Genomic DNA, 13,365 nt, shown 5'->3' with positions numbered 1-13,365 from the left:
AAAGCGCGGCGCAAAAAAACGCGCGCCCGCCGGGTGGGCGGGCGCAAGCGGGAGGTGATGCTAAAGCAGCTGCAATGAGCGCGGCAGCGTTGCGTTGCTGCGCGGGGAGCGAGGCGGCAAATGATGCCGCCTGCATTCAATCGATCAGGTCACCACCAACAAATCAGCCTGCAAAAAGCGAATGCTCGGCGCGGACCATCTGGCGGTCCACGGCCTGGAGTCGCCATTGGCCTTCCATCGGCGAGTGCGAGGTTTCACACGACCATGTCGCGTCGCCGTGCGCGGAACTGATTTCCTGGCGGCGGTTGACATGCAGACCGCGCAGAGTGCACAGCGGCTCGTTTTCGAGCGGCGCGCATAACGACGTGACACCATTCACGTCGCGTAATTCACCCCATTCTGGCAGGTCGATCCCTTCGTGAGACTCGCGGGACCAGCGTTGCTGGTCGGTGTCGAGCCAAAGCACTGCATAGTCGTGATTGACGGTTGGATCGGAACCGTTGATCAGGATTGTAAGTCGCATGGCATCTCCGCAAAATTGATCGGGGGCGTCGGCAATTTTAAAGTCTAGGACGACTCCGCGCGCGCGCAAAGCGAAGAGTGCAGGACAGATCGTCGCGCGCACCGCGCGTGCCTCGACCGGCCCCGTTTATGTAAGTTTGCGCCCGCGTAAACCCGGTGACGCTATCGCGGGGATTGAAATTCACAATTGGGAACGCAAACACCACAGCCTAGATTGATAGTGCGGCGAAGTCGCCCACGCATGCTGCATTGCACGAAGGTGAATTGCGTCGCGTCCCCACATATCAGGTCGAACGATGGAGGCACAGATGTCACAGCTCAAGGGCTCGAAGACGGAACAGAACCTCAAGGATGCATTTGCCGGCGAATCACAGGCCAACCGCCGTTATCTGTATTTCGCAGCCAAGGCCGACGTAGAAGGACAAAACGATGTCGCGGCACTGTTTCGCTCGACCGCTGAAGGCGAAACCGGCCACGCGCACGGCCACCTCGAATATCTGGAAGCGGTAGGCGACCCGGCAACCGGGCTGCCGTTCGGCAGCTCGCGCCTGAATCTGCAGGCAGCGATTGCGGGCGAAACGCACGAATACACCGACATGTATCCCGGCATGGCCAAGGTCGCGCGCGACGAAGGCTTCGACGAGATCGCGAACTGGTTCGAGACGCTCGCCAAGGCCGAGCGCAGCCACGCCAACCGTTATACGAAGGCGCTGGAGGTTCTGGCGGATTGAGCGTCGTCGCGTGCTTCCCGGCACGCACCCATGACGCGCGCGCTTTTTCTTTCGCGTGCCGGGCAAGCACCGGCGCGCGTACGCGCGCGCTCGTTTAGCCGCGTATTTAGCTGATAAATAAAAGAAGGAGACGTCATGCCCCACAAGGAAGGCAGTCTCGAAGCGCCGACGCGCCATCCGCTCGACTGGCGCTCCGACGCTTTTTACGATCAGGCCCAGCTCGATACGGAACTCGCACGCGTGTTCGATATCTGTGCGGGCTGCCGGCGCTGCGTGTCGTTATGCGGCGCGTTTCCCGCGCTCTTCGACCTCGTCGATGAAACCGATACCGGCGAAGCGCACGACGTCGACAAGGCGTCTTTCGACAAGGTCGTCGACCAGTGCTATCTGTGCGATCTCTGCTACATGACGAAGTGCCCCTATGTGCCGCCGCATCCGTGGAATGTGGACTTTCCGCATCTCATGCTGCGGGCCAAAGCGGTTCACTATCGCAAGGGCGAAGTGAAGTTTCGCGACCGCGTGCTTTCGAACACCGACGCGCTAGGCCAGATCGCCGGCATTCCCGTCGTCACGCAAGCGGTCAACGCGATCAACCACACGAAGGCGATGCGCGGCGCGATGGAAGACATGCTGGGCGTCGATCGCAAAGCGTGGCTCCCCGACTTCGCGACGCATAAGTTTCGTAACGTTGCAAAACGCGCGGCATCGAGCGAAGTGCGCGACGGCGAGCGCACGCCGGGCAAGGTGGCCATCTACGCGACCTGTTACGTGAATTTCAACGAGCCCGGCATTGGCCACGATTTGCTCGCGGTGCTCGACCACAACGAGATCCCCTACGAGCTGGTAAAGAGCGAATGGTGCTGCGGCATGCCGCTGCTCGAGCAGGGCAATCTGGAGGGCGTGGCGCACAAGCAGTCGCAGAACATGCCCATGCTCGTGCGTTACGCGCGCGAAGGTTACGCGCTGATCGGCGCGGTGCCGAGCTGCGTGCTCATGTACAAGCACGAACTGCCGCTGATGTTCCCCGACGACGCCAACACGAAAGCCGTGAGCGACGCGTTCTGGGACCCGTTCGAGTATCTCGTGGCGCGTCATCGCGACGGCTTGCTCAAGACCGATTTCCGCGCGCCGCTTGGCAACGTGTCGTATCACGTGCCGTGTCATGCGCGCGTACAGAACATCGGCCGCAAGACCTTCGATTTGCTTTCGCTCGTGCCGGAGACGAAAGTGACCGTGGTCGAGCGCTGTTCGGGCCACGCGGGCACGTTTGGCGTGAAGAAGGAATTCCACGCCATGTCGATGAAGATCGGCACGCCCGTGTTCAAGCAGATGGGCCAGGCCGAGCCAGGCCAGGCCGGGCCGAACTTCATCTCGTCCGATTGCCAGCTTGCCGGTCATCACATTGCGCAGGGCATCGCGGAAAACCAGCTAGGCGAGCCGCCGCTCGCTCACCCCATTACCCTGCTGCGCCGCGCCTATGGCATTTAGGTCCCGACGCCAACACGCAACATATACGAGGCAAGACTCATGACGATCGCGAGAAATTCGCTGTTGACGCTGGAAGCCTACGCCAGGGTGCGGGGCGATATGCGCAAACGCATCATCGAGCACAAGAAGCAGCGCGTGGTGTCGCTCGGCAATCACCTCACGTTCTTGTTCGAGGACGAAACCACGATCCGCTATCAGATTCAGGAGATGCTGCACATCGAAAAGATCTTCGACGAAGACGGCATTCAGGGCGAACTCGCGGCTTATCTGCCGCTCGTGCCCGACGGCAACCTGAAGGCGACCATGCAGCTCGAATATGAAAGCGAAGTCGAACGGCGCGCGGCGCTCGCGCGGCTCATCGGCATCGAGGACAAGGTGTTCGTTCAGGTGGAAGGCGAGCCGCCCGTCTACGCGATTGCCGATGAAGACCTCGAACGCGAAAACGCCGAAAAGACCTCGGCGGTGCACTTCGTGCGTTTCGAACTCACGCCGCAGATGAAAATGCGCCTGCGCGAAGGCGCCGTGCTTACGATAGGCTGCGATCACCCGAACTACCGCGTGCCGACACAGACCATCGACGGCGAAGTGCGCGCCTCATTGCTCAAGGATCTCGCCTGAGGACGAGGCGCTTCACACGCCTGATCAAACGTCCTTGCGGTACATGACGAAGCCGGGCTTCACGGCCACGTCGTCGTAAAGCCGCATCGCCGTGTGATTCGTTTCGTGCGTGTGCCAGTACACGCGAGACGAATTCGACGCCTTCGCGTGCGCATACACGGCCTCGATCAGCGCGCGGCCCACGCCCTGGCCGCGCGCGTCCTCCACGGTGAAGAGATCCTGCAAATAGCAGATCGGCCCTTCCAGAATCGTGTTGCGGTGATAGATGAAATGCACGAGGCCGAGCACGCGTTCGCCGCGCACGGCGATGAACGCGTGCATGGGCTCATAGCCGTCGAAGAAGCGCGACCATGTCGTGCGCGTGATGTGCTCCGGCAGCGCGGTTGTGTCGAAGCGGCCATAGAAGCGGTTATAGCCGTCCCATAGCGGCAGCCATGCCTCGAAATCGTCGGGTGCGACGGCGCGTACTTGAAGCGTCGTGTCGGTCATGCGTTGTCTCCTTGTTTGCAGGCTTGCCCAAACCCCCAAGCGTAAGCGACTTGTGGCACCATTGTTAGTCCCACCGAAACCGAGAACAATGGAGCCACGGGTTTGGACTACGCGTTGATGATGACGGCCTATGCGAAGCGCGCCGTGCGCAAGCTCACGCAGCAGGACCTGCTTTACGAGAGCCTGCGCCGCGCGATTCTCGACGGCGACATTGGCCGCGGCACGCGCCTCGCGTCGAGCCGTGCGCTCGCAGAGCAACTCGGCATTGCGCGCAATTCGGTGCTCTATGCGTACGAGCGGCTCGTGGAAGAGGGCTTTGTCAGCGCTACGCGCCACGGTTCGGTCGTCAACGCGGTCAATGCGACTGCGGCGGCCACGCCCGCGCAATCCGCGCTGCGCGAAGATCCCGCGCCTGCGCTCGCGCGCCGCGTGCGCGAACTGCCGCCGCGCCGCACCGGCCGCGACGGTCCCAAGGCGCTGCGCCCAGGCGTGCCCGCGCTCGACGCGTTTCCCTACGCGCAATGGCGCACCGCCGTCGAGCGCGCGTTGCGCGAGTTGCGCGCGCACGATCTTGGCTATGGCGACAGCGCGGGTATGCCGGCGCTGCGCCAGGCGATTGCGCAATACGTGCGGGTTTCGCGCGGCGTGCGCTGCCAGGCCGGCCAGGTGTTCGTCACGGACGGCACGCAGTCGAGCCTCGATTTATGCGCGCGTCTGTTCGCGGACGAGGGCGAACGCGCGTGGATCGAAAATCCGGGCTATCTGGGCGCACGTGTGGCTTTTACGGCGGCGGGGCTGCAACTCGTGCCGATGAGCGTGGATGCCGCGGGCATGGCGGCGCGCGCCGAGGACTGGCGCGAGCGTCCGCCGCGACTCGTTTATCTCACGCCGTCGCACCAGTATCCGCTCGGCTGCGTGCTGAGCCTCGAGCGGCGGCTCGCGCTGATCGAGCAGGCGCGTGCGTGCGGCGCGTGGATCGTCGAGGACGACTACGACAGCGAGCTGCGCCACGATGGACCGCCGCTGCCGTCGATCCAGGGCCTCGCGGACGACGCGCCCGTGATCTATCTCGGCACCTTCAGCAAGACGCTCTTTCCGGCCCTGCGCATCGGCTTCATGATCGTGCCGCAGCGTGTGGCGGCGCAGTTCGCGCAGGCGCATCACACGCTCGTGCGCCAGGGGCGCGTGGCGGAACAGCTGGCGCTGGCGGAATTCATCGAAAGCGGGCGCTACGCGCGCCACTTGCGGCGCATGCGCAAGCTCTACGAAGAGCGCCGCGACGGCCTTGTCGCGGCAATCGACAAACATCTGGCAGGGGTGATGACGGTATCGGCGGACGCGGGCGGCATGCATCTGAGCGTGCGTCTCGATGCAGCGCTCACCGACGCCGATGTGAGCGAAGCCGCGCGCGCGCACGGCCTGCATCTCTCGCCATTGAGCGCGTATTGCGTCGATGCACCGGACGCCACGCGCTACAACGGCTTCCTGCTCGGCTATGCGGAAACACCGCCGCACGTTGCCGACACGCTTATGCAGACGCTCGCGCGCATCGTGCGCGAGCGTTTGGCCGCGGCCTCGTCGCTTACTGATGGCCCGCGATCACATGCGGCAGATAAGGCGCTTCAAGCGATTTGATCTCTTCGTCGGATAGCTTGAGCGAGAGGGCCGCGACGGCGTCTTCGAGATGCTGCGGCTTCGAGGCGCCGATGATCGGCGAAGTGATGCCCGGCTTGTGCAGCAGCCACGCGAGCGCGACCTGTGCGCGCGGAACGTTGTGCGCACGCGCGATCGTTGCGACCGCATCGATAATGGCTTTATCCGCGTCGGCGCCGTAGAGCGTCTTGCCGAACTTGTCGGTTGCCTCGCGCTCGCTCGTCTCGTTCCAGTCGCGCGTGAGGCGGCCGCGCGCGAGCGGGCTCCAGGGCATCACGGCAATGCCCTGATCGGCGCACAACGGCAGCATTTCGCGCTCTTCCTCGCGATACAGCAGGTTCACGTGGTCCTGCATGCTCACGAACTCGGTCCAGCCGTTCAGGCGTGAGGTGTAGAGCGCCTTGCTGAACTGCCACGCATGCATGGACGAAGCGCCGATGTAACGCGCCTTGCCCGCCTTCACCACATCGTGCAGCGCTTCGAGCGTTTCTTCGATGGGCGTGTTGTAGTCCCAGCGATGGATCTGGTAGAGATCGACGTAATCGGTGCCGAGCCGCTTGAGGCTATGGTCGATTTCCGTGAGGATGGCCTTGCGCGAAAGGCCCTGGCCGTTCGGACCGGGCCGCATGCGGTTGTACACCTTCGTTGCGAGCACGATGTCGTCGCGCTTGACGAAGTCGCGCAGCGCGCGCCCGACGATCTCCTCCGAGGTGCCGTCCGAGTAGGTGTTCGCGGTGTCGAAGAAGTTGATGCCGGCGTCGAGCGCCTGGCGGATCAGCGGACGGCTGGCGTCCTCGCCGAGCGTCCAAGGGTGCGTGCCGCGCTCGGCCACGCCGTAAGTCATACAACCGAGGCAAAGACGCGAAACCTGCAGCCCTGTCGAGCCGAACCTGACGTAATCCATTGCTGTTGCTCCTGGCGAAAAGGCGATACAAGCAGAAGAAGTGCGTGCGCCGCGCGAGGGCGGCGGACTTTCGCAAGGGTATAACAAGCGGGGAGAACGTGCTGGCCGTGCCGTTTCAGAACATTTCCATCACGCGGTGATAAAGCATGCCGACTTCGAGCGCGGGCCGCCGCCACGCGGGGCCGCCGGGGAAGCGCGCGTGCCGCAGTTGCACGAACAGATCGAACGAGGCGCGCTCACCCACGATGGCCTGCGCAACGAGACGCCCGGCAATGCCCGTGAGCGCGACCCCGTGCCCCGAAAAACCTTGCACGTAGTAATAATTCGCGTCGATCGCGCCGAAGTCGGGTGCGCGGTTACGCGTGACATCGACGAAGCCGCCCCACGCGTATTCCACGCGCGCCGCGGCGAGTTGCGGGAACGTGTCGCTCATGCGCGTTTGCATGGCCGCAGTCAGGCGTTCGGGCGCGGCGCCGGTCGAATCGGCGCGGCCGCCGAACAGCATGCGGTCGTCAGCCGAGACGCGGAAATAGTCGAGAAAGAAGTTGTTGTCGCACACGGCGGAACGTTGCGCGATCAACGAGTCGGCCAGCTCGCGCCCCAGCGGCTCGGTCGCAATGATGTACGACGCGATGGGCGCGATGCGTGCGGCCACGGCGCCTGGCAACACGCCGCCCGGAGCAGCGTTGCTGCACGACACCACGAAGCGGCAGCGCACCTCGCCGTGCGCGGTTTTCACCACGGGCCGTGCGCCGCGCACGACTTCGAGCGCGCGCGTATGGGCGAAGAGTTGCGCGCCTTCGCTGCGCGCGGCGGCAGCGAGGCCAAGACAGTACTTGAGCGGATGAAGATGGCCCGAGACCGGATCGTAGACGCCCGCGATATAACGCTGCGACGCCACACGTGCGCGCGTGGCGTCGGTATCGAGCCATTCGAGGCGGTCGTAGCCCCACCGTGCGCGCGCCGCGTCCATCCACGCGCGCAGATCGGGCACGCGTTTTGTCTTCGTCGCAACGGTCAGATAACCCGGCGTGAAGTCGCAATCGATGCCATAGCGCGCAATGCGCTCGCGCACGAGGTTCACGCCTTCGATGGAAAGTGCCCACGCCGCGCGTATGCCTTGCGCGCCGAGCTGCTTTTCGAGCACTTCGTCTTTCGCGAAGCCCACGAGCGTCTGCCCGCCGTTGCGGCCCGAGGCGCCCCAGCCGGGACGATGCGCGTCGAGCACCGCGACCGAAAGGCCGCGCGCGCGGCACTCCAGCGCAACCGAGAGCCCGGCGAAGCCCGCGCCGATCACGCAGACGTCGGCGTCGAGCGTGCCTTCCAGCATGGGGTCGTCGTCGGCGGGGCGCGTGGCGGTGGCTTCGTAGTACGAGTGGCGGGCGAGAGCGTCCGCCTGGGCGTCGAGGTCGAGTGTCATCAAAGCAGGTCCTTCATTCGATACCACGCCATCGCGAGCACGAGGGCAGGGGTTCGCAGTGTAGCGCCGCCGGGAAAATCGCGGTGTCGGATCTTGCCGAACAGATCGAAGCGCGCGGCCTGGCCATGAATGGCTTCGGCGATCAGCGTGCCCGCGAGTCCCGTCGTGTTCACGCCGTGGCCCGAGAAGCCCTGCGCGAAATACACCGTGGGCGAGAGGCGGCCGAAGTGCGGCGCGCGGTTCATCGTGATATCCACATAGCCGCCCCACGCGTAATCCACCTTCACATCGGCGAGTTGCGGAAACGTTTTCAGCATGTCGCGGCGCATGGCGTCGCCGAGATTGGGCGGCGCGAAGGTGGAATAGCTCACCTTCCCGCCCCAGAGCAGGCGCGTGTCCGGCGCAGGACGGAAGTAGTCGAGCACGAAGCGGCTGTCGCATACGGCGGCCTGAGCCGGCATCAGCGCATTCATGCGCTCGGCACCCAGCTTTTCCGTTGCGATCACATAGGTGCCCACGGGCATGATCTTGCGCGAGAGTGCCGGCGCGAGATCGCCCAAATACGTATTGCATGCGAGCACAACGAATTTCGCACGCACGTTGCCCCGCGCGGTTTCGACCACATGCCCGCCGTTTTCTTCGCGCAGACGTGTGACGGGGCTGTTCTCATACACGCGCACGCCCGCTTCGCGCGCCGCGCGCGCCAGACCGAGCGTGTAGTTGAGGGGATGCAGATGGCCGCTATCGGGATCGTAGAGGCCGCCCGCATAGCGCGCCGACGCCACATAGCGCCCCACATCGTCGCCGTCCACGTACTGGAAGCGGTCGTAACCGAAGCGCTGCGCCGCTTCGTCGCGCCAGCGCTGGAGTGCATCCACGTCGCGCGCCTTGTTCGCCGCGGTGAAATAGCCTGCCGTGAGCGCGCAGTCGATGTTGTGCTGCTTGACGCGCCGCTTCACGATGTCGAGTGTTTCCAGGCCCATGTCCCAGACCTGACGGACCTCGGCTTCGGGCATGAACTGCGCGAACGTGTCGATATCGCAGGCAAAACCGCCAATCAACTGCCCGCCGTTGCGCCCGCTTGCAGCCCACCCCACTCGCGAGGCTTCCACGAGCGCGACGCGGTGGCCGCGTTCCGCGAGGTTGAGCGCGGCGGAAATGCCCGTGAGGCCCGCGCCGACCACGCAGACATCGGCATCGATCGCACCTTCCAGCGCAGGGTGCGTGGTGGTGTCGTTGGCGGTGGCCGCGTACCAGGACGGGGCATGAGGCTGATTGGCGAATTTGAGCATAGGAAAAGCGTACCAGGAAGCAGCGGGCGACAGCACAAGGGCGCCGCCCGCCGCGACTTCATCAGAACGAGTAGATGAACTGCGCGCCGAGCAAGTCGTTGCTCTTGCCGTACGAGCCGTCGTCGTGCAGGAACACGCGCTGCGTTGCCCAGTCGTGGCGATATTCCACCTTCACCTGGATTTGCTGCGTCGGGTAGAACAGCAGGTCGAGCGCCACGTCCTGGCGCGTCGCGCCCTTGCACTCGAAGCCGAATCCGCCGCCTGCCTGCGAATTCGCCAGGCAGTCCGCACCAATGCCGAAGCCGTTGGCCGTGTCCATGCCGTTCGAATTCAGCACGATGCCGCCGCCGCCGCCGCCGTTCTTGCCGTTCGCGAGCAGGTCGTAGCGTGCCGTCACGCCCATGCGGCCAACCACCGGCGCGTTGAACTTGCGGTGCGCGAGCAGCGAGAAGCCGTACCACTGCGCGTTGCCGCCGTTGAACGCGGCGCGCTGCTGCTGGCCGTAATCGACTTCGGCGTTGTACTGGATGTCCGCGAGCGTGTAGGTCGCGTCCATTTCGCCAAAGAAGAAGTAGCCGCCCGAGCTCGATGCCTGGCCACCCACGCCGTACACGGCCTGACCCGTCGTCGAATCGAATGCGCTCGGCAGCGTCTGGCGACCGATATTGAACGAGCCGCCAATGTCGAGCGCGCTCGACCACGTGTAATCCGCGCGCGCCGTGAACGTCGGGATCTTGTTGCTCGTGGTGATCGGGTCGCCCAGCGCGTTCTGGCCCGTCTGCACGACCGCGCCGTTGGTGCGGTACTGCTCGTTGCCGACCATGAACTTGAACGCCCACTGGCTGCCGTCCGGCGTGTAGTTCCAGCCGACGCCCACATAGCTGCCCGGATCCGAGAAATCGTAGAGCAGGTTATGCGTGAGCGTGAGCATCTGGTTGGACTGCTGCACCTCATAGCCGCCGAAGCTCGGCATGAGACCCGCGACGAACGTGCCCGTCGAGGTCACCGGCACGGTAACGACAGCCGTGTTCAGGATGTTGTTGCCGATCTCGCCATGCTCGTTCTGCAGCAGCGTGATGCCGTTGCCGCGGTTGGGCATGAGCGTGATTTCGGCCGAAGGTGCCATCGGGCCCACGCCGAAGGTCTTCTTGATGTCGAGGTAGACATCGCCGAACGTGCTGTTGAAGTAGTTGTACGCACCCGTATGGTTCGCGAACAGGAACGACGACGTGCCCGGCGCGCGGTTGTAGATATACGTCGGGTCGATGTAGCCGGTGATCGAAAGGCCCGCGAGCGGACCGGTATTGGCGGCGTCGGTGAGCGAATCGACCTTGAGCTGCTGACTGGCGATTTGTTGCTTCATCGCGTCGACCTGGTCGTTGGTCAGATTCGCCTGCGCCTTGCCGTAATCGGGCGAGCTGATGTCCACGACCGGAGCGGCGGCGGTGGCCGGTGTAACCGGTGTGGCCGGCGCTGCGGCTGCCGTTTTCGCGGTGGGCTTCGATTGCGCCAGTTCGGTCTTGAGCGATTTCACCTCTTTTTGCAGGGCATTCAGCTGTGCCTGCAGGGCTTTGATCTGTTCGCTGGTCGAGTCCGCTAGCGCGAGCCCTGGCAGCGCCCCGGCCACCAGCAGACAGATTAACTTCTTCTTCATCGAAATTCTCCTTGTTGGTCGTTATTGCAATCGGTTCGAGTGCGGTGAGGAGCGGCATGCGCCGCGCCTCCTTACCTGGCAATCCTCATCAGGCCGCGCGGCGACCGATAGGTGCGCCCACCGCGCCAGCGGGCGCGGCTGGCTTGATGGCTTCTGCGGCATCGGGCTGGACGAAGGCGAGCTGCATGTCGCGCAGGCGCTTTCTTTCGCGGGCCGACATGATCTGGTTGGCCGCGATCACGCCGATCGTCACCGCGCTGATGAAGAGCGTGGCAAGCGCATTCATCTCCGGATTCAGGCCGAGACGCACACGCGAGAACACCACGAGCGGCAGCGTGGTCGAGCCCGGGCCCGAGAGGAACGCGGAGAGCACGAGGTCGTCGATCGAAAGCGTGAACGAGAGCAGCCAGCCCGAAATGAGCGCCTGCGAGATCAGCGGCAGCGTGATTACGAAGAACACCTTGAAGGGCGTAGCGCCAAGATCGAGCGCGGCCTCCTCGAGCGAGCGGTTCATCTCCTTCACGCGCGACTGCACGATGATCGCCACATAGGACACGCACAGCATCACGTGACCGATCCACATGGTCAGGACGCCACGACCCTTCGGCCAGCCGAGGAGCTGTTCCATCGCGACGAACAGCAGCAGCAACGAAATGCCCTGAATGACTTCGGGAATCACGAGCGGCGCGTTGATCATGCCGGCGAAGAGCGCGAAGCCCCTGAAGCGGCCCATGCGCGCGAGCACGTAGCCGGCCCACGTGCCGATCACGACGGATGCGAATGCCGTCATCAGACCGATCTTCAGCGACAGCCACGCCGCGCTGAGCAGTTCGTCATCCTGCAGCAGCGCCGCGTACCACTTCAGCGAGAAGCCGGACCACACCGTGACGAGCTTGGACTCGTTGAACGAGTACACGACGAGGCTGATGATCGGGATGTAGAGGAACAGGAAGCCGAGGGTAAGAACGCCCGCGGAAAGTGTACGGTTGGGCTTGATCATTTGCCGTCCTCCAGTTGCTTGACCTGGTTGTGCTGAAAGAGGGCCATCGGCACGAGCAGCAGCAGCACCATCGCGACCGTCACGGCAGAGGCCATCGGCCAGTCCATGTTGTTGAAGAACTCGTCCCACATCACGCGGCCGATCATGAGCGTGTCGGCGCCGCCGAGCAGTTCGGGAATCACGTACTCGCCAACAGCTGGGATGAAGACGAGCAGGCTGCCCGCGATGATCCCGTTCTTCGAGAGCGGCAGCGTGATCCGCGTGAACGCCACCCAGGGCTTCGCGCCCAGGTCATAGGCGGCTTCGAGCAGCGTGAGGTCCATCTTCACGAGGTGCGCGTAGAGCGGCATCACCATGAACGGCAGGTACGAATAGACCATGCCGATATAGACGCCCGCGTCGCTGTGATAGAGCCGAAGCGGCGAATGGATGAGGCCGATGGCCACGAGTGTGTGATTGAGCAGGCCGTCGTCCTTGAGGATGCCGATCCACGCATACACGCGGATCAGGAACGACGTCCAGAACGGCAGCATCACGCCCATCATGAGCAGGTTGCGCGTGGCCGGATTCGAGCGCGCAATGTAATAGGCGATCGGATAGCCGATCAGAAGGCAGAGGACGGTGGACACCGCCGCCATCTTCAGCGAGCTGATGTAGGTGGCGATGTACAGGTCGTCCTGCAGCAGGAACGCGTAGTGGCCGAGCTGCAGTGCGAAATGCACGACGCCGTCCTTCATCTGCACCAGGTTCGTGTAGGGCGGCACCGCCATCATCTGGTCGGCGAAGCTGATCTTGAACACGAGCACGAACGGCACGGCAAAGAACAGCGTGAGCCACACGAACGGCACGCCGATCACGGCGGTGCGGCCCGAGGGCACGAAGCGCGAGAAGAGGCGCGCGAGTGCGCCGCGGCGGGCGCCGCTGCCGGTATTGCCGGCAGCAGGCGTAGCGGGAAGAGAGGTACTCATGATTCAGGCCTCCTTACTGCGTGAGCACGACGCCGCTGGCCGGCGACCAGGACACATAAACGTCGTCGTTCCAGGCGGGCGCGCCCTCGTTCATGAGGTGCGAGCTGGAGAGGTTCGAGACGACCACCTTGCCGCCCGGAAGACGCACGTGATAAAGCGAATAGCTGCCCATGTAGGCAACGTCCGTGACCACGCCGCGCGCCCAGTTGTGCGGCGTGCCAGGCTTTTCGCGCGTCACCCGCACACGCTCCGGGCGCACCGAAATACCAACGGGCATGCCGAGCGGCCCGGTTACGCCATGGCTCACATACATGCGCGTTTCGAGGTCTTCGCTTTCCACGAAGATGTGATCGGGCTCGTCCTCGACGACCTTGCCTTCGAACAGGTTGGTCGAGCCGATGAACTCGGCCGAGAAGCGGCTGTTGGGGAATTCGTAGACTTCGCCCGGCGAGCCGATCTGCACGATGCGGCCTTCGCTCATGACGGCGAGGCGGTTGGCCATGGTCATCGCCTCTTCCTGATCGTGCGTGACCATCACACAGGTGACATCGACTTTCTCGATGATGTTCACGAGTTCGAGCTGGGTCTTCTGGCGGATCTTCTTGTCGAGCGCCGACATCGGTTCG

At 64.0% G+C, this 13,365-nt stretch carries 13 protein-coding genes; 4 read left to right on the top strand and 9 right to left on the bottom strand.

The window, feature by feature from the left end; translation table 11 throughout:
- Positions 1-163 precede the first annotated feature (163 nt).
- Positions 164-523 carry a DUF3564 domain-containing protein gene (locus JMY28_RS29735; RefSeq protein WP_042268533.1) on the bottom strand — a complete coding sequence of 120 codons (360 nt, stop codon included), beginning with the start codon at positions 521-523 and terminating at the stop codon, positions 164-166.
- A gap of 307 nt (positions 524-830) precedes the next feature.
- Here JMY28_RS29735 and JMY28_RS29730 point away from each other — a divergent pair, with 307 nt between their 5' ends.
- The 3 genes from JMY28_RS29730 (at position 831) to JMY28_RS29720 (ending at position 3,359) form a co-directional block, all read left to right on the top strand.
- Positions 831-1,253: a rubrerythrin family protein gene (locus tag JMY28_RS29730; protein ID WP_158760823.1), complete on the top strand. Its 423-nt coding sequence runs from the start codon at positions 831-833 to the stop codon at positions 1,251-1,253.
- A 135-nt stretch (positions 1,254-1,388) separates the two neighbouring features.
- Entirely contained in the window at positions 1,389-2,741 is a 1,353-nt protein-coding gene (locus JMY28_RS29725) for a heterodisulfide reductase-related iron-sulfur binding cluster (protein WP_201699497.1), read from the top strand.
- A 39-nt stretch (positions 2,742-2,780) separates the two neighbouring features.
- Positions 2,781-3,359: a DUF3501 family protein gene (locus JMY28_RS29720; RefSeq protein WP_201699496.1), complete on the top strand. Its 579-nt coding sequence runs from the start codon at positions 2,781-2,783 to the stop codon at positions 3,357-3,359.
- A gap of 24 nt (positions 3,360-3,383) precedes the next feature.
- Here the strand turns inward: JMY28_RS29720 and JMY28_RS29715 are convergent, their stop codons facing one another.
- The gene (locus JMY28_RS29715; RefSeq protein WP_201699495.1) at positions 3,384-3,848 is read right to left on the bottom strand and encodes a GNAT family N-acetyltransferase; all 465 of its coding nucleotides are present in this window, start codon (positions 3,846-3,848) and stop codon (positions 3,384-3,386) included.
- A 102-nt stretch (positions 3,849-3,950) separates the two neighbouring features.
- On the opposite strand from JMY28_RS29715, the gene pdxR reads away from it, so the two are divergent.
- Entirely contained in the window at positions 3,951-5,483 is a 1,533-nt protein-coding gene (gene pdxR, locus JMY28_RS29710; protein WP_201699494.1) for a MocR-like pyridoxine biosynthesis transcription factor PdxR, read from the top strand.
- On the opposite strand, the gene JMY28_RS29705 is transcribed toward pdxR, so the two are convergent.
- From JMY28_RS29705 to JMY28_RS29675, 7 genes are all read right to left on the bottom strand, one after another.
- The gene (locus tag JMY28_RS29705) at positions 5,431-6,405 is read right to left on the bottom strand and encodes an aldo/keto reductase (protein ID WP_201699493.1); all 975 of its coding nucleotides are present in this window, start codon (positions 6,403-6,405) and stop codon (positions 5,431-5,433) included. The genes pdxR and JMY28_RS29705 overlap by 53 nt on opposite strands.
- A gap of 115 nt (positions 6,406-6,520) precedes the next feature.
- The gene (locus tag JMY28_RS29700) at positions 6,521-7,825 is read right to left on the bottom strand and encodes an NAD(P)/FAD-dependent oxidoreductase (RefSeq protein ID WP_201699492.1); all 1,305 of its coding nucleotides are present in this window, start codon (positions 7,823-7,825) and stop codon (positions 6,521-6,523) included.
- Positions 7,825-9,117, bottom strand: coding sequence for an NAD(P)/FAD-dependent oxidoreductase (locus JMY28_RS29695; RefSeq protein WP_201699491.1), 1,293 nt, complete (start codon positions 9,115-9,117; stop codon positions 7,825-7,827). Before JMY28_RS29695 ends, JMY28_RS29700 begins: the two co-directional genes overlap by 1 nt.
- 61 nt (positions 9,118-9,178) lie before the next feature.
- Positions 9,179-10,771, bottom strand: a complete 1,593-nt coding sequence (locus JMY28_RS29690; protein WP_201699490.1) for a DUF3138 family protein — start codon at positions 10,769-10,771, stop codon at positions 9,179-9,181.
- 88 nt (positions 10,772-10,859) lie between these two features.
- Positions 10,860-11,771: an ABC transporter permease subunit gene (locus JMY28_RS29685; RefSeq protein ID WP_201699489.1), complete on the bottom strand. Its 912-nt coding sequence runs from the start codon at positions 11,769-11,771 to the stop codon at positions 10,860-10,862.
- Positions 11,768-12,739 carry an ABC transporter permease subunit gene (locus tag JMY28_RS29680; RefSeq protein ID WP_201699488.1) on the bottom strand — a complete coding sequence of 324 codons (972 nt, stop codon included), beginning with the start codon at positions 12,737-12,739 and terminating at the stop codon, positions 11,768-11,770. The genes JMY28_RS29685 and JMY28_RS29680 overlap by 4 nt, the downstream gene beginning before the upstream one ends.
- A 13-nt stretch (positions 12,740-12,752) precedes the next feature.
- Positions 12,753-13,365 (bottom strand): TOBE domain-containing protein (locus JMY28_RS29675; RefSeq protein ID WP_201699487.1); only part of this gene is annotated, 613 nt, incomplete at its 5' end.

The organism is Paraburkholderia hiiakae (assembly GCF_904848665.1).
GTDB lineage: Bacteria > Pseudomonadota > Gammaproteobacteria > Burkholderiales > Burkholderiaceae > Paraburkholderia > Paraburkholderia hiiakae.
The sequence above is the reverse complement of the archived record's forward strand: the minus strand, read 5'-3'. Positions and strand labels throughout refer to the sequence as shown.

Coding starts and splice junctions, on each gene's coding strand:
- JMY28_RS29735 (WP_042268533.1), bottom strand. CDS start 523: ATGCGACTTACAATCCTGATCAACGGTTCCGATCCAACCGTCAATCAC.
- JMY28_RS29730 (WP_158760823.1), top strand. CDS start 831: ATGTCACAGCTCAAGGGCTCGAAGACGGAACAGAACCTCAAGGATGCA.
- JMY28_RS29725 (WP_201699497.1), top strand. CDS start 1,389: ATGCCCCACAAGGAAGGCAGTCTCGAAGCGCCGACGCGCCATCCGCTC.
- JMY28_RS29720 (WP_201699496.1), top strand. CDS start 2,781: ATGACGATCGCGAGAAATTCGCTGTTGACGCTGGAAGCCTACGCCAGG.
- JMY28_RS29715 (WP_201699495.1), bottom strand. CDS start 3,848: ATGACCGACACGACGCTTCAAGTACGCGCCGTCGCACCCGACGATTTC.
- JMY28_RS29705 (WP_201699493.1), bottom strand. CDS start 6,405: ATGGATTACGTCAGGTTCGGCTCGACAGGGCTGCAGGTTTCGCGTCTT.
- JMY28_RS29700 (WP_201699492.1), bottom strand. CDS start 7,825: ATGACACTCGACCTCGACGCCCAGGCGGACGCTCTCGCCCGCCACTCG.
- JMY28_RS29695 (WP_201699491.1), bottom strand. CDS start 9,117: ATGCTCAAATTCGCCAATCAGCCTCATGCCCCGTCCTGGTACGCGGCC.
- JMY28_RS29690 (WP_201699490.1), bottom strand. CDS start 10,771: ATGAAGAAGAAGTTAATCTGTCTGCTGGTGGCCGGGGCGCTGCCAGGG.
- JMY28_RS29685 (WP_201699489.1), bottom strand. CDS start 11,771: ATGATCAAGCCCAACCGTACACTTTCCGCGGGCGTTCTTACCCTCGGC.
- JMY28_RS29680 (WP_201699488.1), bottom strand. CDS start 12,739: ATGAGTACCTCTCTTCCCGCTACGCCTGCTGCCGGCAATACCGGCAGC.